Origin of the sequence: Proteus penneri (assembly GCF_003144535.1) — a bacterium.
Lineage (GTDB): Bacteria > Pseudomonadota > Gammaproteobacteria > Enterobacterales > Enterobacteriaceae > Proteus > Proteus penneri.
The window spans coordinates 134,049-158,062 of record NZ_PHFJ01000012.1 but is presented as its reverse complement, the minus strand read 5'-3'; the positions used below and the strand labels follow the sequence as shown (position 1 = coordinate 158,062).

The 24,014-nt window shown below is 37.8% G+C and carries 22 protein-coding genes and 1 pseudogene; 17 read left to right on the top strand and 6 right to left on the bottom strand.

The genetic code is table 11. The annotated features are described in order from the left end of the window. The first annotated feature begins 32 nt into the window (after positions 1-32). The 4 genes from nlpD (at position 33) to CUB63_RS14600 (ending at position 5,388) form a co-directional block, all read left to right on the top strand. Positions 33-1,151: a murein hydrolase activator NlpD gene (nlpD, locus tag CUB63_RS14615; RefSeq protein ID WP_109848383.1), complete on the top strand. Its 1,119-nt coding sequence runs from the start codon at positions 33-35 to the stop codon at positions 1,149-1,151. Positions 1,152-1,829: 678 nt separating this feature from the next. Further along, positions 1,830-2,813, top strand: a complete 984-nt coding sequence (gene rpoS / locus CUB63_RS14610; protein ID WP_006534072.1) for an RNA polymerase sigma factor RpoS — start codon at positions 1,830-1,832, stop codon at positions 2,811-2,813. 164 nt (positions 2,814-2,977) lie between these two features. Then, positions 2,978-4,237, top strand: a complete 1,260-nt coding sequence (locus CUB63_RS14605; protein ID WP_109848382.1) for a hypothetical protein — start codon at positions 2,978-2,980, stop codon at positions 4,235-4,237. Then, positions 4,234-5,388, top strand: a complete 1,155-nt coding sequence (locus tag CUB63_RS14600; RefSeq protein ID WP_109848381.1) for a hypothetical protein — start codon at positions 4,234-4,236, stop codon at positions 5,386-5,388. Before CUB63_RS14605 ends, CUB63_RS14600 begins: the two co-directional genes overlap by 4 nt. Positions 5,389-5,468: 80 nt before the next feature. Here CUB63_RS14600 and mutS read toward each other — a convergent pair whose 3' ends face one another. Continuing rightward, complete coding sequence (gene mutS / locus CUB63_RS14595) at positions 5,469-8,033, bottom strand: DNA mismatch repair protein MutS (RefSeq protein WP_109848380.1); 2,565 nt, start codon at positions 8,031-8,033, stop codon at positions 5,469-5,471. Between the two features lie 230 nt (positions 8,034-8,263). Here mutS and CUB63_RS14590 point away from each other — a divergent pair, with 230 nt between their 5' ends. Beyond that, positions 8,264-9,544, top strand: coding sequence for a tyrosine-type recombinase/integrase (locus CUB63_RS14590; RefSeq protein WP_109848379.1), 1,281 nt, complete (start codon positions 8,264-8,266; stop codon positions 9,542-9,544). A 64-nt stretch (positions 9,545-9,608) separates the two neighbouring features. On the opposite strand, the pseudogene CUB63_RS14585 reads toward CUB63_RS14590, so the two are convergent. Next, positions 9,609-9,692: pseudogene (locus CUB63_RS14585) on the bottom strand (IS1595 family transposase); the annotation flags it as partial. Positions 9,693-9,905: 213 nt separating this feature from the next. Here CUB63_RS14585 and CUB63_RS14580 point away from each other — a divergent pair. From CUB63_RS14580 to CUB63_RS14565, 4 genes are all read left to right on the top strand, one after another. Continuing rightward, a complete protein-coding gene (locus CUB63_RS14580; protein ID WP_109848378.1) occupies positions 9,906-11,453 on the top strand; it encodes a type I restriction-modification system subunit M in 1,548 nt (515 codons plus the stop codon). Beyond that, on the top strand, positions 11,450-12,622 hold the full coding sequence (locus CUB63_RS14575) for a restriction endonuclease subunit S (RefSeq protein WP_109848377.1): 1,173 nt from the start codon (positions 11,450-11,452) through the stop codon (positions 12,620-12,622). The genes CUB63_RS14580 and CUB63_RS14575 overlap by 4 nt, the downstream gene beginning before the upstream one ends. A 65-nt stretch (positions 12,623-12,687) precedes the next feature. Beyond that, positions 12,688-15,930, top strand: a complete 3,243-nt coding sequence (locus tag CUB63_RS14570; RefSeq protein WP_109848376.1) for a type I restriction endonuclease subunit R — start codon at positions 12,688-12,690, stop codon at positions 15,928-15,930. 44 nt (positions 15,931-15,974) lie between these two features. After that, positions 15,975-16,994, top strand: a complete 1,020-nt coding sequence (locus CUB63_RS14565; protein ID WP_109848375.1) for a restriction endonuclease — start codon at positions 15,975-15,977, stop codon at positions 16,992-16,994. 185 nt (positions 16,995-17,179) lie between these two features. Here CUB63_RS14565 and CUB63_RS14560 read toward each other — a convergent pair whose 3' ends face one another. The 3 genes from CUB63_RS14560 to CUB63_RS14550 all read right to left on the bottom strand — a co-directional run bounded on the left by CUB63_RS14560 (position 17,180) and on the right by CUB63_RS14550 (position 18,951). Beyond that, complete coding sequence (locus CUB63_RS14560; RefSeq protein WP_109848374.1) at positions 17,180-17,590, bottom strand: hypothetical protein; 411 nt, start codon at positions 17,588-17,590, stop codon at positions 17,180-17,182. Between the two features lie 85 nt (positions 17,591-17,675). Next, a complete protein-coding gene (locus CUB63_RS14555; protein ID WP_109848373.1) occupies positions 17,676-18,473 on the bottom strand; it encodes a DNA translocase FtsK in 798 nt (265 codons plus the stop codon). 61 nt (positions 18,474-18,534) lie between these two features. After that, positions 18,535-18,951 carry a hypothetical protein gene (locus CUB63_RS14550; RefSeq protein ID WP_109848372.1) on the bottom strand — a complete coding sequence of 139 codons (417 nt, stop codon included), beginning with the start codon at positions 18,949-18,951 and terminating at the stop codon, positions 18,535-18,537. 137 nt (positions 18,952-19,088) lie between these two features. On the opposite strand from CUB63_RS14550, the gene CUB63_RS14545 reads away from it, so the two are divergent. The 5 genes from CUB63_RS14545 (at position 19,089) to CUB63_RS14525 (ending at position 21,447) form a co-directional block, all read left to right on the top strand. Then, positions 19,089-19,373 carry a helix-turn-helix domain-containing protein gene (locus CUB63_RS14545; protein ID WP_109848371.1) on the top strand — a complete coding sequence of 95 codons (285 nt, stop codon included), beginning with the start codon at positions 19,089-19,091 and terminating at the stop codon, positions 19,371-19,373. A 98-nt stretch (positions 19,374-19,471) separates the two neighbouring features. Continuing rightward, the gene (locus CUB63_RS14540; RefSeq protein ID WP_109848370.1) at positions 19,472-19,813 is read left to right on the top strand and encodes a hypothetical protein; all 342 of its coding nucleotides are present in this window, start codon (positions 19,472-19,474) and stop codon (positions 19,811-19,813) included. A gap of 15 nt (positions 19,814-19,828) precedes the next feature. Further along, a complete protein-coding gene (locus tag CUB63_RS14535) occupies positions 19,829-20,140 on the top strand; it encodes a hypothetical protein (RefSeq protein WP_109848369.1) in 312 nt (103 codons plus the stop codon). A 280-nt stretch (positions 20,141-20,420) separates the two neighbouring features. After that, positions 20,421-20,855 (top strand): DUF2787 family protein, encoded by a 435-nt coding sequence (locus tag CUB63_RS14530; protein ID WP_109848368.1) that lies wholly within the window; start codon positions 20,421-20,423, stop codon positions 20,853-20,855. A gap of 70 nt (positions 20,856-20,925) precedes the next feature. Continuing rightward, positions 20,926-21,447 carry a hypothetical protein gene (locus tag CUB63_RS14525; protein WP_109848367.1) on the top strand — a complete coding sequence of 174 codons (522 nt, stop codon included), beginning with the start codon at positions 20,926-20,928 and terminating at the stop codon, positions 21,445-21,447. A gap of 11 nt (positions 21,448-21,458) precedes the next feature. Here the strand turns inward: CUB63_RS14525 and CUB63_RS14520 are convergent, their stop codons facing one another. Next, the gene (locus CUB63_RS14520; RefSeq protein ID WP_109848366.1) at positions 21,459-22,052 is read right to left on the bottom strand and encodes a hypothetical protein; all 594 of its coding nucleotides are present in this window, start codon (positions 22,050-22,052) and stop codon (positions 21,459-21,461) included. 267 nt (positions 22,053-22,319) lie between these two features. Between CUB63_RS14520 and CUB63_RS14515 the strand changes: the two genes are divergently transcribed. The 3 genes from CUB63_RS14515 to CUB63_RS14510 are packed head-to-tail and all read left to right on the top strand — an operon-like array spanning position 22,320 to position 23,786. Further along, positions 22,320-22,517, top strand: a complete 198-nt coding sequence (locus CUB63_RS14515) for a helix-turn-helix transcriptional regulator (RefSeq protein WP_004910583.1) — start codon at positions 22,320-22,322, stop codon at positions 22,515-22,517. After that, on the top strand, positions 22,493-22,693 hold the full coding sequence (locus CUB63_RS17605; protein WP_170110798.1) for a hypothetical protein: 201 nt from the start codon (positions 22,493-22,495) through the stop codon (positions 22,691-22,693). The genes CUB63_RS14515 and CUB63_RS17605 overlap by 25 nt, the downstream gene beginning before the upstream one ends. Further along, entirely contained in the window at positions 22,680-23,786 is a 1,107-nt protein-coding gene (locus CUB63_RS14510; protein WP_109848365.1) for a hypothetical protein, read from the top strand. Before CUB63_RS17605 ends, CUB63_RS14510 begins: the two co-directional genes overlap by 14 nt. Positions 23,787-24,014: the final 228 nt, after the last annotated feature.

Here is a 24,014-nt window from a genome sequence, read left to right as displayed (position 1 = left end):
ACGCTAATGCCTTTTTAAAGGGAGAAGGAAGTATGAATTCAGAAAGCCCAATTAAGCATGTCCGCTGGGCAATCATGTGTTCGGTAATTGGATTTGCATTAACAGGCTGTGCAGATACACCTTATCGTCCTGCACCCATTACCTCTGTAAATGATAGCTCTTCAAATAACACGGTTTCAACCGCGCCTGTGATGACTAACAGTAATGCGACACCGATTGAAAGAACGACACCTTTACAATCGTCACCTCCTCCTTCAATTAAGGTGAATAGTGCTTCATCTAATGGAGGCACATATCAGCCTCAAAATCAGCCTCGCCCACAAACATCAGTAGCGACTCAAAATGTGAGCACTGATGGTTCTGGTCGCATTGTGTATAACCGTAACTATGACAGTATTCCGAAAGGAAACTACAATGGTAACACGTACACAGTAAAACGCGGTGATACCATGTTCTATATCGCTTGGATAACAGATAGTGATGTAAAAGAACTAGCATCAATGAATAACATCCCAGAGCCTTATAGCTTAAACGTAGGGCAGGTGTTGAATATCGGTAACCGTCAGGTCAACACGGGCACTAATACTAATGTCAACACATCAGTTATTAATCAATCAAGTAGTGCGGGTGTTCAAACGGCACACACCAAACCAACAAACAATGGTGCTATGGGACCATTGATTACTAAACCAACAACAACACAACCAAAGGCAACAACTCCGCCACCAACAACAAATACGAATACTACAACTTCGGCAACGCCGGCACCAACTGCGTCTACTGGTAAGTGGATTTGGCCTGCTCAAGGTAAGATCATCGAAAGCTACTCAAGTGCTCCTGGTGGCAATAAAGGCATCGATATCGGTGGTACAAAAGGCTCACCAATTGTTGCAACAGCTGCGGGTAAAGTGGTTTATGCGGGTAGTGCATTACGTGGTTATGGCAATCTCGTTATTATTAAACATAATGACGAATACCTCAGTGCATATGCACATAACGACACTATTTTGGTGCGTGAACAACAGAATGTGAATGCGGGTCAGCAAATTGCCACAATGGGTAGCTCTGGAACCAGTTCTGTCCGATTACACTTTGAGATACGCTATAAAGAAAAATCACTTAACCCAATGAGTTATTTACCTAAGAAATAGATAAGTGTTTTTTTACATGTATAGCGAATAATCCTAAAGTTAAGCCCTCTTCTTTACAAAAAGAAGAGGGCTTTTTTTATCTGTAATTAATTAATATATTGAAAAAAAATAAATTTAATCTAAGTACAACTGCTTATTTGAAGGTTATTAAAAATGAGAGGTCAATATAAAATCATAGATAACGTAAAATTAGACAGTTGATTATCAACCAATGAATGCGTATGCTAAAAATTGTTATATAAAAAATGAATAAAGACTTACTGTTATTAAAAGATGGACTATAGAATAACCCTTTGTTTAGGTGGTGTTTTTTTATTCGATTATCTTTTTAATAATGGTATGTAATATTAATTATTAGATATTATCATGGGTTTTTGTTTGTTTTTTTTAGATGTAAATAGTCACAAATAGTACATCAAATAGAGTACTTTCACGTATAGATAAATATACGTGGAATATAATAAAAAAAAACTGTTAATAACCTACACTCAATAGTTAAGTTATATATTGAGTAAAGAAAGAATAAATTAACAGTAAAATAGATTATGTTATCTTTTATTTTGTAATTCGTTACAAGGGAAAATCAGTAAACCCGTTGTGTCGTGACACAGCGATAAACTGGTAAATAGACTTTAGTGATGAGTCGTTTACCTAAATTATCAAGGGTAGGAGCAGCTGATGAGCCAAAGTACGCTAAGAGTAGACGAGTTATATACAGATGAAATTGAAGAGAACATGGAAGAGTTCGATGAAGTTGCTGCAAAAGAGGAAGAAAGTGAGTCTGATGCTCAAGATGAAATTGAACTTATTGAAGGAGTCAACCAGCGTGCGCTCGATGCAACTCAGCTTTATTTAGGAGAAATTGGTTATTCTCCGTTGCTGACTGCTGAAGAAGAAGTTTTCTTTGCTCGTAGAGCGTTGCGAGGTGATATTCCTTCAAGACAACGAATGATAGAAAGTAACCTACGTTTAGTTGTTAAGATCTCTCGTCGTTATACAAACCGAGGTCTTGCCCTGCTTGATTTAATTGAAGAAGGGAACTTAGGACTTATTCGTGCTGTTGAAAAATTCGACCCTGAAAAGGGTTTCCGTTTTTCAACTTATGCGACATGGTGGATACGTCAAACTATTGAACGTGCCATTATGAACCAAACTCGTACTATCCGTCTTCCCATTCATATCGTTAAAGAGCTGAATGTTTATTTAAGAACGGCAAGAGAGTTGGCACATAAACTCGATCATGAACCGAGTGTTGAAGAAATCGCAGAATCACTTGATAAACCCGTTGAAGATGTGAGTAAGATGCTACGTTTAAACGAACGCATTACTTCTGTTGATACTCCAATTGGTGGTGATTCAGATAAAGCATTACTCGATATTATCTCTGACGAAAATGAAGAAGGGCCGGAAGCAACAATTCAAAATAATAACCTCAAGGAAAATATTATAAAGTGGTTATTTGAATTGAATCCAAAACAGCGTGAAGTATTGGCACGTCGTTTTGGATTATTAGGCTATGAAGCAGAAACTTTAGAAGATGTTGGTAGAGAGATTGGTCTGACAAGAGAAAGAGTTCGTCAAATTCAAGTTGAAGGGCTACGTCGCTTAAAAGACATTCTACAAAGTCAGGGGTTATGTATTGAAGCTCTTTTCAAAGCATAACTAGCCTTTATTTCTATCTACAGCTTCCGATCTACTGTTATTACCAAAGCCGATTAGTAAGTTGCTAATCGGCTTTTCTTTATCTTGTATTATGTCATTTAACAAGATAAAACAAGCGCGTGGTGTTGCATCTTGTTAATTGGGTAAAAAAGATAAAGGAAGATATGAAAGATTATTTTTTAAACGTCAAATTAGAGAGTTGCCATTTTGACCAAAATAAAACCTCACCGAAAGGAATGGTGAGATTAATAGCATCAGGCAAAGTGTTTTATCTTAATGAAGATGATTTCACTCACTCTCATGATTTTCTGAAGCGTTTAAAACAAGGTGATGAGCTTAAAATTTGTGCCGAATTATTGAAAGATGGCAGTTTATGGGTGCAATGGATTTATCATAATAGCAAAGGAAGGCTTGAGCCAGAAAGAACCTTTAAACTTACCACTAAACAGAAAAAATGGTTATTGCTTGCATTTATTCTGACGTTTGTTGGCAGTTATTGGAGTTATTTTTCGATTCTTCATCTTGACGTGAATTTTTTTATCGTTGTTTCTACGGTTATTGCATTTGGTGCAATGATGATGGGTATTAGTTATATCGGAGAAAAGGCTTATCGTTACTTTCAGCGTATCAGACCTAAACATAGAAAGAGAATAAAGGCGTTAGATAAAGTCATTGCTAAACAAGATATTATTGCTCCAGATGGTGAACAACTGATTATTCCCGAAATAAAAACAATACCACTGTTAAAGCATATAACACGTAAAACTCCAACCTTTCATATCAAACAAAGTAAAGTACAGCGAGTACGAGGGAAAATAAAACTTCATCATGTTGATAGAATTAAAATACACACCCGTAATGCAGAGAGTGTGGTGATGCAAATATCTTGTCAGATTGATAAACATCCTTTTATATTTAGTTATAAAGAACGTTTATTTTATTCTGATCATAATTTATTTTTGACTGATGGTGATGATATTGAATTGTTCTTTTGGCAAGCAGAAGATAAGAACTCTGGGCCTGTTGTCTTAGGGGTTTATAATCATACAGATAATGGCGCTTATTCAATTTCAGGACAAATGTATATTGGGCATCAACGTACTAAGCGATTATCGTTGTTAATTACAGGCTTGATCAGTGCCTTTATTTTTTCTATTTTTGCCATTTTATCTATTTCGGATGTTTACGATAATGGTAATTATTGGGATAAATGGGATTGGTTCTTTATTGGTGATACCTTTTTAGGAATGGGGATTATCTTCAGCTTAATTATCACTGGATTTGCTTTTTTAATTGCCTTATTTTCAAATCTTTATATTTTGTTATCAAAAAAAGGTAATAGTAGTTATCAAACCTATTTTTTGCTTCAACAGCAATGTATTGAAAATAACAAAGCGGTTTATATTACGGAGTTAAGTCAATGAATCCTTTTTTCCGTAAGCCTTTTATTATTATCACTAGCTTATTTATTTTAAGCTTAGTACTTTTTTATGGTGTACTTTTTCATGGTTTTGCCTCTAAGTGGCAATGGAAAAATGAAAACGCCTCGGCGTTATCGTCATACCCCTATTCTCGTTATGATTGGCGTAAAACCTTTAATTCATCAAATGGTATCCTAATTAAAACTGAATCTGATAGTGGGCGATATGATGTAGATATTTATGGTCGACTTTATCGCCAAGATAATCAGAGAAAATATACGCTGTACTATTCTGATAAAGAAGGCGTACGATTTGTATTACAAGGGCAAGGTAGCTTTTACAATGCTTATTGTGCTTTTGATAAATGTGTTTTATTTACAGAGCAGGGACGTCAACATATAGATTTAGCAGAGTTTACAGTAGCAGATTTAATTCCTTGGCAAGAGACTAATGATGGTTATTATCGTTTCCCTTTAGCATTAATTGGCGGAAAATTACTCTTTTCACAAACTACATCACAATTAATTTTAGTTGATAATAAGACGATACTGACAAGTTTAGATGAAGGTGAAAGTTGGGAATACTCAGTTAATACAGAAGATCTGGTAAAGCAGTATTACGCTGAAGATTTCGGTGAATTTACACAATTTCACTATGCTCTTTCAGGGGATTCTCTTATTATTTTTTATAATCATCATTACACAACAAACACGTTAGAAATTACGTTAAATTTAGTGAATAAAGAAGTAACAAAAACACGCTGGCTTCCATTGCGTGTTAAAGAGGTTGCTCAAAATGATAAAGGTGAGATTTATTTAATTGCTCAACAAGCATCTCGTGATCTCTATTCTGTTGTTCAACGTCAAGCTGATGGAAATTTAGAAACTTTCTATGAAAGTGGTTATAAATATTTGAGTGATTTGATAATAAGTAATGATGATTTAATTTTAAATAAAGGTCATAACGATGATAAAGTTACGCTAGTTTTTGCATTAAAAACAAAAAAGTATACTTCTTATGAGAAAATTAATGACGACATGATGTTTAATCCAGCTTTATCTTCATTTATTCGTTTATTTGACAATTACAGCGATGAAGACACTTTACTGTTATTGGGTGAACGACTGAAATATAGCCATGCTTTAATTAAGTAGAGTTATATTTATCTTTGATTGAACTGTTATTAAAATGGCGCTGAGAAAATAAACATAGCGCCATTTTTCATATTTATGTCTTATTTGACCATCTCTTTTAAACGATAGAGTTGTTCTAACGCTTGTCGTGGTGTTAAGGCATCAGGATCAATTTTATCTAACGCTAATTCAATAGCAGAGGGTTCAGCTTCTGTTAATAACATCAGTTGTGAAGTTTCAACATGACCAGCGCCAGTGTGACCTGATAGCAATTCAAGCTCCTTTAACTTCTGTTTAGCACGGCGGATCACCTCTTTTGGGACACCTGCTAACGATGCCACAGCTAAACCATAGCTTTTACTTGCTGCGCCTTCTTGAACACTGTGCATAAAGGCAATGGTATCGCCATGTTCAACAGCATCTAAATGAATGTTTGCAGTACCTTCAAGTTTTTCAGGCAGTGTGGTTAATTCAAAATAGTGGGTTGCAAAGAGTGTCATTGCTTTAATGCGATTTGCTAAGTTTTCAGCGCAAGCCCAAGCTAGAGATAATCCGTCATAAGTTGATGTACCTCGACCAATTTCATCCATTAAGACTAAGCTGTTTTCCGTCGCATTATGCAAAATATTGGCTGTTTCGGTCATTTCCACCATAAAGGTAGAACGACCTGAAGCAAGATCATCAGAAGCTCCCACACGGGTAAATATACGGTCAACAGGGCCAATTAATGCCTTTTCTGCGGGAACAAAGCTACCAATATAAGCAAGTAAGGTAATTAATGCAGCTTGGCGCATATAAGTACTTTTCACGCCCATATTCGGGCCAGTAATGATTAATAAGCGGCGTTGAGGTGCCAATTGTAATGGGTTAGAAATAAAGGGTTCGCTAAGAACTTGTTCAACAACAGGGTGACGTCCCCCTATAATTTGAATACCTGTTTTTTCACTTAATTCTGGGCGTGTGTAATTTAATGATTCTGCACGCTCAGCAAGGTTCGCGAGCACATCTGTTTCTGCTAAAGCTTCAGCACTAATTTGTAATGCCGTAAGGTGAGGTAATAGCTTTTCAAAAATCTCTTCATAAAGCATTTTTTCGATAGCTAATGCCTTACCTTTAGAAGTTAATACTTTATCTTCATACTCTTTTAATTCAGGAATGATGTAACGTTCAGCATTTTTCAATGTTTGACGACGAACATAGTGCATAGGTACTAAATTACTTTGCCCACGACTGACTTGAATGTAATAGCCATGTACACCATTAAAGCCAACCTTAAGTGTATCAATACCCCATTTTTCTCGTTCACGAATTTCAAGTTTATCAAGGTAATCACTTGCGCCATCGGCTAATGCTCGCCATTCATCTAATTCAGCATTATAGCCTGAGGCAATAACGCCACCATCACGGACTAATACAGGTGGTGTTTCAACAATGGCATTTTCAAGTAATTCACATAATTCATCAAACTGACTAATACGCTTTTGTAATTCTTTAATATAAGGCATATCAGTTTGTTCAAGTACTTGATGAATATCGTAATACTGCTGAAAAGCATGACGCATACGAGAAAGATCACGAGGGCGTGCTGAACGTAATGCTAAACGAGCTAATACACGTTCTAAATCACCGACTTGGCGTAAAAAAGGCTGTAACTCAAAATAGAGAGGTTGTAATGCACTAATTGCATCTTGTCGTTTAACGAGTTGTTCACATTGGCGTAATGGTGTGTGTATCCAACGTTTTAGCATACGGCTTCCCATTGGGGTAACGCAAAGGTCAAGTACAGATGCCAGCGTGTTATCAGTACCTCCAGCAAGATTTTGTGTTAATTCTAGATTACGACGAGTTGCCGCATCTAAAATAATTGAATCTTGAGGGCGTTCCATAGTGATGTTACGAATATGAGGCAATGCAGTCCGTTGTGTATCTTTCACATATTGTAATAAGCATCCAGCAGCGCAGAGTGCTAAATATGCATTCTCAACACCAAAGCCCGTTAAATCACGAGTACCAAATTGCAGATTCAGTTGTTGCCTTGCAGTTTCTAGTTCAAATTCCCAAATAGGGCGGCGACGCAAGCCTTGCTGGCGCTCAATCAGTGCCATTGATTCAAAAGTTTCTGGGTAGAGTAATTCAGCGGGATGGGTGCGTTGTAATTCAGCAAGCATACTTTCACTATCGGGCATTTCCGTAACACAAAAACGTCCTGATGTGATATCTAATGTTGCATAGCCAAATGCGCCATTTTTATCTTGCCAAATAGCGGCTAAAAGATTGTCTTGGCGTTCTTCAAGTAAGGCCTCATCAGTGACAGTACCCGGTGTAACAATACGAATAACTTTGCGTTCAACTGGGCCTTTACTGGTTGCAGGGTCGCCTATTTGTTCACAAATAGCCACGGATTCCCCTAATTGAACTAATTTAGCGAGATAGTTTTCAACAGCATGATGTGGAACCCCTGCCATGGGGATCGGTTGGCCTGCGGACTGGCCCCGTTTAGTTAATGAAATATCTAATAAGCGAGAGGCTTTTTTAGCATCATCAAAAAACAGTTCATAAAAGTCACCCATACGATAGAACAGTAAAATTTCAGGATGCTCTGCTTTAATTTTCAGATACTGCTGCATCATTGGTGTGTGGGATTCAAAATTTTGGCTGTCAGTCATGGGGTTATCTATATTAACTTATTGAATTAACTTGATTCTATGTTTTTTCATTGTCTCATAAGATCTCATTATATCTTATAAAATATCACAGAATCCCATATATAAGTGTAGGTTAAAGTGTAGGTTTTTGGTGGTGATATGGTATAATGGACATAACAAAACTGACAACCTACACTTTTCACTAAAAATCTTTAATTATCTTATAGTCAGCGCTAAACAAGGTAACACTTATGAGCCAAAAGCAGCCAGCAAAACCCTTATCAACCAAAGCCATTGAGGCAATGAAACCTAATAGTAAAGATAGGTCTGATACAGGTAAAAATACAGGTTTACGTGTATTTTGTGGCGCAACAGGCATTAAGACATTTATTTATCGATATAGTAGCCCAGTTACACATAAACTTGTACAGATAAAAATTGGTAATTTTCCTCAAATATCGTTGAGTGAAGCGAGAGTTAAGCTACAAGAATTAAAACAATTACGTCAATTAGGACGATGTCCCGCGACAGAGCTAAAAGAAGAAAAACAGCATAAAAAGCAGAAACAATTACAGCCTCAAGAAACAAAGCTAGCGGTAAAGGCGCTTATCGAGCTCTACCTTGTTGAACGTATCGAAGATCGCAAGGGAAAAGACGGTAAAATCATTGCAGGAGCAAGAAAGAAGAAAGGGCAAATAGAAGTCCGTCGTATGCTTGAAGCGGATGTTATTCGCGTTTTAGGTGAACGAATGGCACATGAAGTGACCCGAAAAGATGTCATTGAACTTGTACGTGAAATTGATGGGCGAGGTGCTAAGGTTCAAGCGGGTAATGTATTACGTGAATTGTCAGCAGCCTATGAGTTTGCAATTGGTCTCGAGTATTTTGATGATAATTTCGCTAATCCAGCATTATTGGCGAAATCGAGTTTGCAGCAAGCTAAGTTTAAACTAACAAGTAATAAAGGCACTCGTTTTCTAGATGATAATGAACTCAAGAAATTTTTAGCATGGTTGCCTAGTTCAGCTTACACCAATGTTATGAAAAATGTTTTCCGTCTGACGCTTTGGACGGGCTGCCGAACTGGTGAAGTGTGCGCAATGGCTTGGGATGATGTGGATCTTGAAAAAGGAACTATTCATTTGAAAGAAACCAAGACAGGAATTGAACGATACGTGCAATTACCTGAGCAAGCAGTCATCTACTTGAAATCAATGCGCATGAACTCCGATAAATATCTTTTCCCATCTCAAGTAACCAAGTTGCCGATTCAACAAAAATATCTAACAGAATGTGCGTGGCGTTTACGCAAAGAAGGCAAGATGCTAGATATCCCTGATTGGTCACCTCATGATTTACGTCGAACAGTACGTACTGGGCTAGCTAAACTAGGTTGCCCCAATGAAGTGGGGGAGGCGATACTTGGGCACTCACGTAGTGGTATCGAAGGAACGTATGATTTATATGGTTATGAGAGTGAATGCAAAGTGTGGTTGCAGAAGTGGGCGGATCATATGGGGAGTTTGGTATGATATATTAAACTGTGAATTAATAATAATAGTAAGCGGCTGTATTTCTGTGGACACCAATCAACTATGCGGCAATACGAGCTGTGGAGCCTGCAATAAACAGTTCAAGTAACCGTTCTTGTTTGTATTGACTGAGTCTACTTTTTCTCATGGAACTATCCTAGATGATCTTAGTTATCTAGGACAGCTCTAATTATATCTAATACTCATAATTTGAAAGCAATGTTGAAGTATTAAATATGGTATTTGCTGGTAATCGATCCTTTTGATAACTATCGCAAGTTATCGGTCTGTTCTATTAGATTTTTGGCTATAAATAGGTAAGAATAGTTGCATTATTTTTACTGATGTAAGTAATGGAACTATGGCTAAAAAACCGAAAGAAACCAAATCTGAACAGTTAGAAGTTATCCTGTGGAAAGCCGCCGATAAATTGCGTAAGAATATTGATGCAGCAGAATACAAGCATGTTGTGCTGGGGTTAATATTCTTAAAGTATATTTCTGATTCGTTTGAGTCTCACTATGAAAAGCTTAAAGCGGGTCAAGGCGAGTTTGTAGGGGCAGATCCCGAAGATAGTGATGAGTATCTTGCTTACAACGTGTTCTTTGTGCCTGAAAAAGCACGTTGGACAAATTTACTCAATAATGCAAAACAGCCCAATATCGGTAAATTAGTCGATGACGCTATGGAAGCCATCGAAGAAGATAACCCGCAATTAAAAGGGGTATTACCGAAGGTTTATGCACGTCAAAACCTTGATGCAACCGTACTTGGCGAATTAATTGACCTTGTAGGTGATATTGCACTAGGTGATGCTAAATCACGTTCTGCGGATGTACTAGGTCATGTTTTTGAATATTTCTTAGGTGAGTTTGCGTTAGCAGAAGGTAAACAAGGCGGCCAGTTCTATACGCCAAAGTCAATTGTTTCCTTACTGGTTAACATGCTAGAGCCTTATGAAGGGCGTATTTTTGACCCGTGCTGTGGTTCTGGCGGTATGTTTGTTCAATCAGAAAAATTTGTTGAATCCCACCAAGGGAATATTGATAACATTTCGATTTATGGTCAAGAGTCTAACCAAACCACATGGCGTTTGGCGAAAATGAACTTGGCTATTCGGGGTATTAACTCTGAGCAAGTAAAATGGAACAATGAAGGCTCGTTTTTAAACGATGCCCATAAAGATTTACGTGCGGATTTTATTATTGCTAATCCACCGTTCAACGTTTCTGATTGGTCTGGCGAACAATTACGTAAAGATGCCCGTTGGCAATACGGCGCGCCACCAGCAGGGAATGCAAACTTTGCGTGGATGCAGCACTTTTTATACCACTTGTCACCAAAAGGGCAAGCGGGTGTGGTGCTAGCTAAAGGCGCGTTAACCTCGAAAACGTCGGGTGAAGGCGATATCCGTGCTGCATTAGTGAAAGATGCTAACGTGATTGATTGTATTATTAACCTGCCTGCTAAATTATTCTTAAATACGCAAATTCCTGCCGCATTATGGTTTATGCGCCGTGATCGTAATAACTCTTCGGTTTATCAAGATCGCAGCGGTGAAATTCTGTTTATTGATGCACGAAATCTTGGTCATTTAATTAACCGCCGCACTAAAGTGTTATCGGATGAAGATATTAAGCTGATTTCAGATACCTATCATAATTGGCGTAATAAAGATGGCGAATATGAAGATGTTGCAGGTTTTTGTGCATCTGTCGCTATCGATAAAGTGGCTGAACTGGATTATGTGCTTACACCAGGTCGCTATGTGGGTCTTGCTGATGAAGAAGATGACTTTGATTTTAAAGAACGCTTTACTGCACTGAAAGCTGAGTTCGAAACACAACTAGAGGAAGAAGCAAAACTTAATCAAGCTATTGCTGAGAATTTGGCAAAGGTGATGGTATGAATGAGTTTACTGAATGGAAAACATTGCAATTTAAAGACATCTGTAGATTAAAAAGCGATAAAGTAACAGTTGATTCAAGTGATATACAAACCTATATATCAACTGAAAATATGTTACCTAATTTTGGGGGAGTACAGAGTGCAAAAAATATCCCTTTAACTGGGAAATTAAATACTTTTAAGTATGGGGACGTTCTTTTTTCAAACATAAGAACATACTTTAAAAAAGTGTGGATTGCTACTTTTGATGGTGTTGCGTCACCTGATGTTCTTATTTTTAGTGCAATGAAAAATTGTGAGCCTCAATATTTGTATTATATGATGTGTGAGCCTCAATTTACAGAGTTTACAGTATTAACTTCTCGTGGCGCAAAGATGCCGAGAGGAGATAAGGAAGCTATTTTAAATTACGAAATATCATTACCTTCATTAGCGGAACAAAAAGCCATTGCTTCCATTCTTGCTTCCTTAGATAACAAAATCGATTTACTCCATCGTCAAAATAAAACCTTAGAATCAATCGCTGAGACACTTTTTCGCCAGTGTTTTGTAGATGATTCAAATGGTAGTGGTACAGAAGTTGAATTACACGAAATTATAGAATTTAATCCTAAGAGGGTTTTATCTAAAGGCTCTAAAGCTATGTATTTAGAGATGGCTGGGCTGAATACAAACACATTTGCTGCTTCTGGTTATTATGAAAGAGATTTTACATCGGGGCAAAAATTTATAAAACAAGATACATTATTAGCCCGTATAACGCCTTGCCTTGAGAATGGTAAAGCAGGTTATGTTCATTTTTTATCCCCAGAACAAGTAGGCTGGGGCTCAACTGAATTTATTGTTTTAAGACCAAAGCCTAAATTTCATCCATTATTTTCATATATCCTATGTCGTAATAATGAGTTTAAAGAGTACGCAGAAAGTTGTATGGAAGGCTCAAGTGGAAGACAACGAGTCAATGTATCTCATTTATCAATGTATACACTTACCTTGCCACATGATGATGTTATTACGCAATTCAATGAAATCTTAGCTTCAATAGAACCAAAATTAATTAGTAATGCATTGCAAATCCAAACCCTAGAAAACCTTCGTGACACCTTACTCCCTAAATTAATGAGTGGAGAAGTGCGCGTTAACTATACACCAGAAGAAATAAAACAATAATCGAATTAGGCAGCGTATCTTTGGCGCTGCTTTTTTATTCCCTTTAGCTAAAGGATGACAAAATAATGTCAAAAATGACAGAATCCGATATCGAAACCATGACCATTGAGCAGTTACAAGCCTTAGGTTATGAATATGTGTATGGTCCAGACATTGAGCCATCGGGGACAAATCCCCTGCGTGCTTATCATCAAGTCATTCTTCAGCAAAAAGTATTAGAATCGATACGACGCCTAAACCCGCATTTAACACAAGATAAATGTGAGGAAGCCTTAAAACAAGTCACACAAATTAACTCGCCAGATTTAATGGCAAATAACCTTAGCTTTCACCGTTTACTGACGGAAGGTATTAACATTGAAGTCAGTAAAGATGGCAATACTCAAGGCGAATATGTGTGGCTGGTGGATTTTAATCAGCCTGATAATAATGAGTTTCTAGTCGTCAATCAGGTCACTATTCGGGAAGATCGCAAAGAACGTCGTCCTGATGTGATTATCTATATTAATGGTTTACCATTGGTCGTGATTGAACTAAAAAATGCGATTGATGAAAATGCCACCATTGAAGGGGCATATAATCAAATTAAAACCTATCAGCAACAAATCCCTTCATTATTTACTTACAATGCCTTTAGCGTGATTTCTGATGGATTAGAGGCAAAATCAGGTACTATTTCTGCCGATTTTAGCCGCTTTATGGCATGGAAAACCCATAATGGCATGACTGAGGCTAAAAATACTCAGCCACAACTGGAAGTGTTAATTCAAGGCTTGCTTAACCCTGTTACGCTATTGGATATGATCCGCTATTTTATCGTGTTTGAATCCAGTAAACAGGAAGATAGCAACGGTATCATTTCTATTAAAACTGTCAAAAAAATGGCAGCCTATCACCAATACTATGCGGTGAATGCGGCGGTACTTTCGACCATTCGTGCCTCGAATGTCAATGCGAATTCACCGTCTGCGGAAGTAGCGTTACGGCTACAAGGTAGGAACCAACAGCACCTTGTTTTAGAACAAAAAGCAGGAGATAGAAAAGCAGGTGTGGTATGGCATACCCAAGGTTCGGGTAAGTCTCTTTCCATGGTCTTTTATACGGGTAAGATTGTTTTAGCCCTCGATAATCCAACGGTTGTGGTGATCACCGACCGTAATGATTTAGACGATCAATTATTTGGCACTTTTTCTTCTGCGGTACAACTGTTACGCCAAACCCCGAAACAAGCTGAAAATAGAGAAGAATTAAAAGAATTACTGAAAGTTGGTTCAGGTGGCGTGATATTTACCACTATTCAAAAATTCCAACCTGATGATGGCAGTAGCGTTTATGAATTACTGTCTGATCGCAGTAATATCATTGTCATTGCTGACGAGGCGCATCGTTCTCAATATGGTTTTTCAGCAAAAGAAGTCGATGTGAAAGATGAGCAAGGTAACGTTGTCGGTAAGCGCACTGTCTATGGTTTTGCCAAATATATGCGTGATGCTTTACCAAATGCGACTTACTTAGGTTTTACGGGCACACCCATTGAAAAAACAGATGTCAATACTCCCGCGGTATTTGGTAATTATGTTGATATCTATGATATCGCTCAGGCTGTAGAAGATGGGGCGACAGTGCCTATCTACTATGAAAGTCGTTTAGCAAAAGTCCAAATTAGCGATGAAGGACGAGAGCTGATCGAGGAATTTGATGAAAGCTTCACAGATGAAGACTTAACACAGACTCAGCAACAACGGGCTAAATGGGCGCGAGTTGAAAGTATTATTGGCAGTAAAGAGCGAATCAAAGCGATCGCTAAAGATTTAGTCACTCACTTTGAAGAACGGTTAGTGGCGAATGCTAATCACGGTAAAGGCATGGTCGTTGCTATGTCTCGGCGTATTGCTGCGGCATTGTATGAGGAAATTGTGGCACTCAAACCTGAGTGGCACAGCGATGATCTTAATGATGGTGTGATTAAGGTCGTGATGACGTCTTCCGCATCTGATGGCCCTGATATAGCGAAACACCATACAACGAAGAAAGACAGGCAAGTACTCGCTAATCGCATGAAAGATGAAGATGATAAACTGAAATTAGTCATTGTGCGTGATATGTGGTTAACGGGATTCGATGCACCGAGTATGCACACGTTATATATCGATAAACCAATGAAAGGGCACAACCTGATGCAGGCGATCGCTCGTGTTAACCGTGTGTATAAAGATAAATCAGGTGGCTTGGTTGTCGATTATTTAGGAATTGCGGCAGATTTAAAATCAGCATTATCATTTTACTCAGATGCGGGGGGTAAAGGTGATCCTGCCCTTACCCAAGAAAAAGCCGTTGAGGTCATGAAAGAAAAATTAGATGTCCTTGACGGAATGCTCTTTGGTTTTGATTATCGTGAATATTTCACCGCATCCACATCTCGTAAACTAGCCATAATTTTAGAAGCAGAAGATTTTATTTTAGGGATTGATGAAGGTCAGGGGAAAGTGCGTTTTTTAACTGCGGTCACCGCTTTATCTCAAGCCTTTGCGTTAGCAACGCCACACCCTGAAGCGATGGAGGCAGCACCTGAAATTGCCTTTTTCCAAGCGGTAAAAGCCAGATTGAACAAGTTTAATTCAACTGGAGGAAGTGGCATTATCGGTGATGACAGCATGGAAGTTCGCGTTAAACAGACCATTGATCAAGCCTTAGTGACCGATACGGTGGTGGATGTGTTTGATGCTGCGGGGATTAAAAAACCAGATATATCGATCCTTTCGGATGACTTTTTAATGGAGATGCAGGATTACCAACATAAAAATATCGCGTTGGAAACCTTGAAAAAATTGTTAGCAGATGAAATCAATGTGCGAACAAAAATGAGCGTTATTCAAGGTAAAAAGTTGATGGATATGCTCACTGGGGCGATTAAAAGCTATCAAAATAAAATTTTGACGGCAGCTGAAGTCATTGATGAGCTAATAAAATTAGCGAAAGATATCAATAAGGTTGATAGCGAAGCGAATGACCTGAATTTATCACCTTATGAATATGCTTTCTATACGGCTGTGGCTGAAAATGATAGTGCTCAAGAACTAATCGGAAAATCAAAACTAAGGGAATTAGCGGTTGTATTAACTGAAATGATCCGTAATAACGTCACATTAGATTGGACTATCAAAGAGTCTGCAAGAGCAAAAATACGCGTTATCGTTAAGCGGCTACTTAACCGTTATGGCTATCCGCCTGATATGTCTACATTGGCAACAGAAACCGTCTTGGCACAAGCGGAGCAGCTATCGAATGAATTGTTGAAATCAAATTAGTGGGTTTTACTTTAACTGATTGATCTTTAATTAGGAAAAAATTGATGAGTCAAAAAATGTGGATGGTTCGTGGTGATTCAGGGAAGTTATATGATGATTTTCGAGAAAAAGAACTGGTTGGTTTAGGCTGGTCTGGCTTAGCTCCATTATTGAAAATTGGGCAACCTAGAAAAGAGATACTGAAATTATACCGTCAAGTAGACCCAGCAGCGAAACTCGGTACAGCACGTTCAGGCGCATCTCAAGTGTGGCGTTTTGTTAATGAAATTAAAGTTAGCGATTGGGTAATCACTTACTCACCTGCTAACCGTACCTATTTATTAGGGCAGGTTGTTTCTGAGTTTCAATATCGTGCTGATCTTTGTTCTATGGGGATGGGAATTGCGCGTCAGATTAAATGGAATACTGATGAAATTGATCGGGATACCTTATCAACTAAAACCAAAAATACCCTAGGTTCTACATTGACCGTTTTTAAACTTCCTGATTTTGCAGTGAAAGAATTATTGGGTAATAAACCATTATCTGACAGCGAAAAAAACGCTAATATTTCACATGCAGAAGATGAAGAAATGATATCTGATCCATTAAAGGATATGGAAATTCAAGCGTTAGAACGTATTAAAGATAAAATCATTACGCTTGATGCAGATGAAATGGAATTATTAGTTGCCGGTATTCTGCGAGGGATGGGATATAAAACCCAAGTTTCGCCAAATAGTGGTTCAGATAGAGGCAAAGATATTATTGCATCTCCTGACGGTTTTGGATTTGAAAACCCAAGAATTGTAGTTGAAGTTAAGCATCGCAAAGGGCAAATAGGTAGCCAAGATTTAAGAGGATTTATCGGTGGGCGTCATCACGATGATCGTGGCTTATATGTCAGTACTGGCGGCTTCACAAAGGATGCTCGTTATGAAGCTGAACGTTCAAAAATTCCGTTATCTCTTTGGACTCTTGATGATTTAGTTCGCACTTTGATTGAACATTATGAACAGGTTGATATTGAGACTAAATTGCTTGTGCCATTGAGGAAAGTCTTTTTACCTGCGTTATCTGATTAATTTAGCAATCAGAATTTTAGATTAAGAAGTCCATTTTTATCAGTAAGAGTCAAGTTAATCACTTAGAGAAAATATAGATTTACCATTGCTAGTGTTGAATATAGGGAGCAAAATGCTCCCATCATAAATCGCTTATTTATCGTAATGTATTCATACATTGTTTACTTAGCGTTATCTTGAGACGGCTATTTTTTGTATGTACCATCCATTGCCCCGACAGCCCCTATACCGCATTGAGCCGAGCAACCAAAATTTGTTTTGATTGCTATCTTTCCCGCTTTATCCATAGAAAATTCCATTTTACAATATTGGTCTCCATAGTCACTATCTGTGCTGACTAGCGCTGTAGCATTCCAAGTATTTGACGATAAGTCTCTTTCTGTAATATAGGCTGTTCCTTCAGCTTCGCAGACATACATATCAACATTGGCATTAATCTGGAAATCGAACTTTGGCGCATCATTTTGGCTTGGTGTTATTTCTAGTATTCCATGTTTGCTTTTGTATTCTGCAGGATTTTGGAAAGGTGAGTTTGCTGCCTGTGCTGTTGATAAGAAGGTGATTACAGTGGCAATGACTAGTGATGAATATTTCATATTATTCCTCTAAATATTAATGCGGTTATACAAGGTGATTTATGCCTTGCAGATTACGATTATTAATACATTAGACTCAAAATTATTAAAACTGGCTTTTCCAATAAATTAGATATCGCAAATAATCCCCGCCATCCTCTTGCAGCCCATGTACCAATGGTTTCATGCTTCTATGGGGTAAATCAGGCCACTCGCCAATCCCTCTTGGCTGATGAATATTTTCTTCACTTAGGCTTTCCCATCCTGCTTCATTTGGCACCCATAAACCTTGCCATTCTTCTTGTGCTATTCGAGGTAGCTTCCAGCAGGGCTGATAGCTAATGCGCCCATGTTGTCGTAACACGTCCAATGGAGTTTCAGGACGTAACGTGGCAAGGAAGCGATAAGAACTGGCGTTGTTGCGGAGGGGATCCTGATAAATGTCATCGCTGTGGGTATCAATCAGGTATTCAAACGGTGAGACAGATTTCAAAATATTGGTTGTACCACCTTCGATCTCGATTTCTTCAACCCAGACCACAATACGCTGCCAGACGATAGCTTGAATCAAGCAACGATATTCTAGGGATTGTGTATCGATTGGTAATTCAATGAATAATGGGGTTTGTGCTGTCTCAATATGTTCTGCAAAGGCTGATGCATCGAAAGAGCGGTGGTGAGTCGGATACCCTAGAACCTCACGATAATCGTATTGATTCAACGGCGTAATCACACCCAAATACTCAAGTTGATGAATAATGCGCTCAGCACGATGAAAACCTATCCTAAAATGGCGCTGTAAACGTCTCAGTGAAGCTCTGTTAATGAGAATGACATAATCAATGGCTTTAGCTGTCAATGGGTCATAACTGCTGTCTAGCGTGTTGTGGTGAGATAACTGCATAGTGCCTCTGAGTTAGTGACGAAAATACAGTTATTAAAATAACAAAAGATATCAAAAGATACTAATCCAATTCTTCCTGTTTCATTGTGAGTGCATTTTTTAATAACGCTTTTCTTTTCTCAACTGACAGTGATTTGTAGATTTCAAGTAAAAGGTTAAGATCTGCACTTTCAGAAGATAGCGTGTTCTGCTTGATGAACTCTTTTTCATCGGTATTTAGGATCACCTTAAAGGCATCAATATGATAGAGGTCGCCACGCTTATTAGGGTTCTTCTTGCGAAAGTGGGGATAAAGAGCTGTGATTGACTCTAGACGGACTCTAACGCCTTTCGCTGTCGTCGGGATATCCATATCTTTATATTCAGGGTAACGTGTTGGATCGTCAGCTTTTTCTTTTCCTATAGCAGCTAGCTCCCCACTGGTAAACCAGAGCTTGGGTGCATTATCCATTTCAGTTAGTTGTTTTTTATCAGTCATGATTTTTATAAATTCCATACATATCAAAAGGATAAAATAACCGCACTAGAAAGATGTTAAAATCATAAAGATATCTATTGATAATTCCCTTTAATTGGTTTTTAATAGACGAGGAATTAAACAGTGGAGTTATTACTATGTCTAACCCTGTAGCATCTCAAAAAAAGCCCCGAAAAGGAAGCGCTGCGGATTGGCACCGTGCGGATATTGTGGCGGCTTTGCATAAAAAAGGGGTCACACTAGCGCAATTGTCTCGTGAGTATGGGCTTTCTTCTCGGACGTTGAATAATGCGCTAGAGAGAGCGTACCCAAGAGCTGAACAGATTATTGCGGATGTGATTGGCACGGCTCCTGAAACAATATGGCCGAGTCGTTACGCCAGTAAATCACCCTCTAATAATCATAGAAGGTCATTGAAATAGCCTAAATATTTACCCTTGCCTACCGGTAAGGCATTGCACCGATTCTGGCGTCAACATCATGGAAAAAAACCTTAATTCATTTAATTGAAGGAACAGTCATGTCTATCAAAAATAAATTGCAAAAAATCCGAGAAGAAAACGAAGCAAAAGGATTAAATGATCCAGCTTTATTTAAACAGCGTTTGCTCAACGGTGGCTTTGGATTAGCTAAAACCTTTTGGCTATTTTGGTTTTTACCGATTTTATTCTTAAATATCGTTGAATTTTTTATTACTAAAAAGGTGACATTGAATAAAGTAGAAGCATTGATTCTTATTTGGGATGTTTGCTGTTTTTACTTTATCGTGAAAATACAGAATCGTCGTGCTTGGTATTACGCGGCGTTGGTTGTGATTGCACTCGATATATTAGCAGGAATAACCGTAAATTTTCTGCTGTAAGGTGACAATGTAAAAATGAAACTTAACCAGTGGATGAAATTAAGCGTATTAACGGCGATGGTTGGTTTAACGGGATGTAATGAGAGCACCGTTAATTGTAACAGTGATGGTGCAAAAGCATTAGCGTTACAAGTGGTCAATCAACATGTCGGTTGGGCGATGTATGAGCAGCTTGAGAATGTGCGAACTCAACGCCAAAATGCAGAACGAGGCGTTTATCTTTGTGCTGCCGAAGCAACGGGAAAAGCAGGCTCCGTCACGGTAATTTATTCTGTGCAGCTCACGGATGATAAAAAAAGTTTTGTTGTTACGTTACTCAACGGTTAATTGCTATGCCAGCCTATTATTAGGTTGGCATTTTTCCCTTTGACGTTTCTATTATTTCATTCACTTTCCACATCAATATTCCCCGCCATAAATAAAAATTACGGTAGATATATCAAAATAGCAATGATGGCTAAATGTATGTAACTACCTGATTATTAATAATAAATTGCTTTACTTTGCTAGTGGTTATGGTAAAATATTAGCATGGCACTATACCCAAAATATGATTGGGTTTTGCTTAACAGTTTATTTTTACTTTTTTATTTAAAGGCAACTTTATATGACTATTCATCAGTCAGGGCTACGCTTGCCTATCGCACAAGCTTTTAGCCAATTGTTATTACATGAACTGAATAATTCAGTGATTAACTCAGAGATTGATTTAAGCCTTGTTCAGGCGGTTACAATGAATTTTCGAGACCCATTGTATAGTGCTGAAACAGGTGGTTTCCATCCTGTCGAAATACGCTTGTTGCGGCTCCATGAGCAATGGCAGTTTGATTATGTGACTGATTTTTCATTCATGGGGAACTATTATCCTGAGCTTGAAAAGGAACTCGATATTTGTTGGTCGCAAGGTTATGTTTATCATTTTATGATGGGTGATATTGATGAAGAAGAGGGCGGAGCAATGTTTGAACTGTGGCAACGTAATTTTATTCAATACCACAAAATGAAATGTTATGAAGTCAGTATTCAGTGGGAAACCCACTAATTAAGTAAAAAATAATACCAGCGCTGGTGATTCCATTAAGTACAGTACAATCAATAGAAGGTTTGAGTTGATGTTGATACCGTCCAAGCAAGGGGATTTAGATTGCCTCTGTGGGATTTACAGTCTGGTGAATATGAGTAAATGGTTCTATGGCGACCGCATTAAGCCCCGCCCGTTATTTAATTATCTTTTGCGTGAATACAGCGAATACTGGTCACTGTACAAGTGTTTAACCCAAGGTATTGATATTCCAGAAATGGATTACTTGATTAAGCGACTAGCCTCAAAATACCCATCACAAGCCCCTCTACACATCAGCATGCCATTTCGTTACAAAGATGGATTGACCACACAAAAAATACTGTCTGCTTGTCAGGCATTCCTCGGTGCTCATACAACGTCACGTCGGCTTATTTTATTGGGTGACCAGTGGCATTGGTCGCTGGTGGAGCGTATCGACAGTGACTATCTCTATTTCTTTGATAGCCACCAGCAAGACAGGGTAAGCCGCACCCGTTATGGTTTACGAGGTAACAAGGTACGGCGGTTGTATAGTGAATCAATATATTGGGTTGAAATATCACCTTTATAAGTAGATTGCTTTTACATTTTTTGTATTTTACTGATAACACCTTGAGTATCTAATAAATATAAAACATCTTTAGGTTCCCATTTTTTTTTATCTCTTGCATCAAACTTATTATTAAATAAATATGGAGGGATGTAATATTTATTTTCAGTCATGTATTTTGCGATTGATTTCAGTATTTCTTCAACTTTTTCTCTCTCTTTTTCCTTTTTTATGAGATTGATGTTTCCATCAAGATTTTTATCCTTAATAAGTAAGTGTTTGTGTTTAAGAATTAAATTGTTATTTTTTAAATTGAAAAGCTTCCAGATTCTCTTAAATGTTTTTATTAATAATTTTACATTGTCATTTTTAGGTTCAATAACTGTGGTAATATAATAGTAATCGACAACATTCATAATTATTTGGCTGAAAATTCTTCCTGTGCCTTTTTCTCTTTCCATCATTCCGTCATGACCAAAATGAACACATATTTCTCTCAATCTTTTTTTATTTTTATCATGCATGTTAATGGTGAATGGTGCGCCTAAATCCTCTTTCCTTTTTTCTCTGCTTGTTTTTGCTCTTTCACGATCATCATTCTTTTTGCCTTTTCTTGGTTTTGCCATAACGAATCCTCTTTGTGACAGTCACTCAATACTTCAGTGACTTACTAAAAGTACATCAGTAATTGTGACTGTCATAATTTATAGAAGACTTAATGTTTTTGTGACAGTCACTAAAGTTTTAAAAAATTTTAGCAAATTTATTCCAGAAAATCACTATGACCGTCACTTAATCTAACTTTTTGATTGTTGTGACCGTCATAAGGTACGTATTGGAAGTTGTAAATCCCTAATCGCATCGTCGTGATGCATTACGATTAAGGATTAGTTATGCAACAAGATACATTTTTGACTCTTAAACAAGTTTTAGAAATCACTCAGGTTTCACGCGCGACCTTATACCGTTGGATAAAGGCAGGCGATTTTCCTGCGCAATATTCATTGACCGCATCTGGACGCTCGGTTCGTTGGAAAGCGAGCGAAATAGTTCAATGGTGTGAAAAATGCGTAAAAAAGGAGGGGCAATAATTATGTGGTTCTATAAGCCTGCTATGACCCCTTTATATGATTATATAGAGAATAATAATATTCAAGTAAGTGATGGGGGTAGCTATGTCTATAAGCCTGCTATGACCCCTTTATATGATTATATAGAGAATAATAATATTCAAGTAAGTGATGGGGGTAGCTATGTCTATCTCTAAAGAGAAGCTTGATAATTTGAAGAAATCAATTGCTATTCCTCATGAATTAGGTCATTACGAAATGATGCATAGAATAGATAAACTTAGTATTGTAGGTGATCTTGAAATTGATGATACCGATGAATTGTTCGATAGATTAAATAAGATGAAAGGCAGTCGTTTTTATTCAATTAGAAGAAGAAAAACGAAAAGTAAATATATTAAGAAATTGTATCGCTATCAAATTAAAATAAAAAACAAATATAATCCGAAGCAAGCATTTATGATTTATTATATGCCGACTGAAATCGATTTCAAGAAAACAGATAAATATCAAGGAAGAGGTGCTGTTAGATTTGAATTCAGTCCTCAACATTTTTCTTTTGATGATATTAATAAATTAGTTCTTTATTTAGGAAAGAAGAAGCGCCTAGGTAAGTATCTATATAAAATATTGAAAAGCGCATGGGTGACTCGCATTGATTATGCTTTAGACATATATGATATGCGTCTCTCAGACTATCATATTGGTTTTAAGGGGGCATGTTGTGGCGAACGTTACTCAAGTGAAGGCGAGTTTCAAGGGCAACGTCTTGGTAGCGGTAAATCTGAGTATCATGCCGCGTGCTATGAGAAGGTGGATGTTGGTGATGATTTAGACTCTCTTAGTAAAGGCGACATACAACTGATAACCGCTAATTGGCGCGAAATACAGAATTACCGTCGTTTCCTGCGCTTAGAAGTTCGTTATAAACCGAGAAGTCAAGCGCTATTATTACGAGATATTCGCAATCTTCACAATTTGCTGGAACGTATTGGGTTCTATAAAAAGCCATTGCGCACCAAAAAAGGGGATTTAGATTGGGAGTCACTACTGTCGGGCATGACATTACCTGAGTTACGCGATTATGTGAAGGAAACCTACCCAAATGAGGTTAAAAAAATCTTTAAACGTCTAGACAATAGATTGAAAAGCAATCAATTTGATCTTTTCGATAAAGATGAAATTTGGTGCGACTTTCATTTATTGGTTGAGAAGCTCGGCATTCTCGGAGTTCCAGCTCTTTGGCAGAAGAGTTTACGTGAAAAGTGGGCTCTCAAGCACGGGTATTAATAACCCGCATTTAGGGTGATGGTGTTGGGTCGCTGCGGCAGTATAGTGTGGCGGCTCAACATATAACAATATTATGAATATATATCAATGCTGGTTACCAGCATAACAGCAAGTTTAGCAAGCATCATAAGCATAATGGCTATGAATATAACGTTATCTATATATGGCAATAGTATGGGGATATTGGGGGGTAGCTATTTTCGCCTAGACCGTGAGTTGTTCGTCTTA

Bases quoted from the DNA above. Each gene is read 5' to 3' on its own strand.
- nlpD (WP_109848383.1), top strand. From the start codon at position 33: ATGAATTCAGAAAGCCCAATTAAGCATGTCCGCTGGGCAATCATGTGT.
- rpoS (WP_006534072.1), top strand. From the start codon at position 1,830: ATGAGCCAAAGTACGCTAAGAGTAGACGAGTTATATACAGATGAAATT.
- CUB63_RS14605 (WP_109848382.1), top strand. From the start codon at position 2,978: ATGAAAGATTATTTTTTAAACGTCAAATTAGAGAGTTGCCATTTTGAC.
- CUB63_RS14600 (WP_109848381.1), top strand. From the start codon at position 4,234: ATGAATCCTTTTTTCCGTAAGCCTTTTATTATTATCACTAGCTTATTT.
- mutS (WP_109848380.1), bottom strand. From the start codon at position 8,033: ATGACTGACAGCCAAAATTTTGAATCCCACACACCAATGATGCAGCAG.
- CUB63_RS14590 (WP_109848379.1), top strand. From the start codon at position 8,264: ATGAGCCAAAAGCAGCCAGCAAAACCCTTATCAACCAAAGCCATTGAG.
- CUB63_RS14580 (WP_109848378.1), top strand. From the start codon at position 9,906: ATGGCTAAAAAACCGAAAGAAACCAAATCTGAACAGTTAGAAGTTATC.
- CUB63_RS14575 (WP_109848377.1), top strand. From the start codon at position 11,450: ATGAATGAGTTTACTGAATGGAAAACATTGCAATTTAAAGACATCTGT.
- CUB63_RS14570 (WP_109848376.1), top strand. From the start codon at position 12,688: ATGTCAAAAATGACAGAATCCGATATCGAAACCATGACCATTGAGCAG.
- CUB63_RS14565 (WP_109848375.1), top strand. From the start codon at position 15,975: ATGAGTCAAAAAATGTGGATGGTTCGTGGTGATTCAGGGAAGTTATAT.
- CUB63_RS14560 (WP_109848374.1), bottom strand. From the start codon at position 17,590: ATGAAATATTCATCACTAGTCATTGCCACTGTAATCACCTTCTTATCA.
- CUB63_RS14555 (WP_109848373.1), bottom strand. From the start codon at position 18,473: ATGCAGTTATCTCACCACAACACGCTAGACAGCAGTTATGACCCATTG.
- CUB63_RS14550 (WP_109848372.1), bottom strand. From the start codon at position 18,951: ATGACTGATAAAAAACAACTAACTGAAATGGATAATGCACCCAAGCTC.
- CUB63_RS14545 (WP_109848371.1), top strand. From the start codon at position 19,089: ATGTCTAACCCTGTAGCATCTCAAAAAAAGCCCCGAAAAGGAAGCGCT.
- CUB63_RS14540 (WP_109848370.1), top strand. From the start codon at position 19,472: ATGTCTATCAAAAATAAATTGCAAAAAATCCGAGAAGAAAACGAAGCA.
- CUB63_RS14535 (WP_109848369.1), top strand. From the start codon at position 19,829: ATGAAACTTAACCAGTGGATGAAATTAAGCGTATTAACGGCGATGGTT.
- CUB63_RS14530 (WP_109848368.1), top strand. From the start codon at position 20,421: ATGACTATTCATCAGTCAGGGCTACGCTTGCCTATCGCACAAGCTTTT.
- CUB63_RS14525 (WP_109848367.1), top strand. From the start codon at position 20,926: ATGTTGATACCGTCCAAGCAAGGGGATTTAGATTGCCTCTGTGGGATT.
- CUB63_RS14520 (WP_109848366.1), bottom strand. From the start codon at position 22,052: ATGGCAAAACCAAGAAAAGGCAAAAAGAATGATGATCGTGAAAGAGCA.
- CUB63_RS14515 (WP_004910583.1), top strand. From the start codon at position 22,320: ATGCAACAAGATACATTTTTGACTCTTAAACAAGTTTTAGAAATCACT.
- CUB63_RS17605 (WP_170110798.1), top strand. From the start codon at position 22,493: ATGCGTAAAAAAGGAGGGGCAATAATTATGTGGTTCTATAAGCCTGCT.
- CUB63_RS14510 (WP_109848365.1), top strand. From the start codon at position 22,680: ATGTCTATCTCTAAAGAGAAGCTTGATAATTTGAAGAAATCAATTGCT.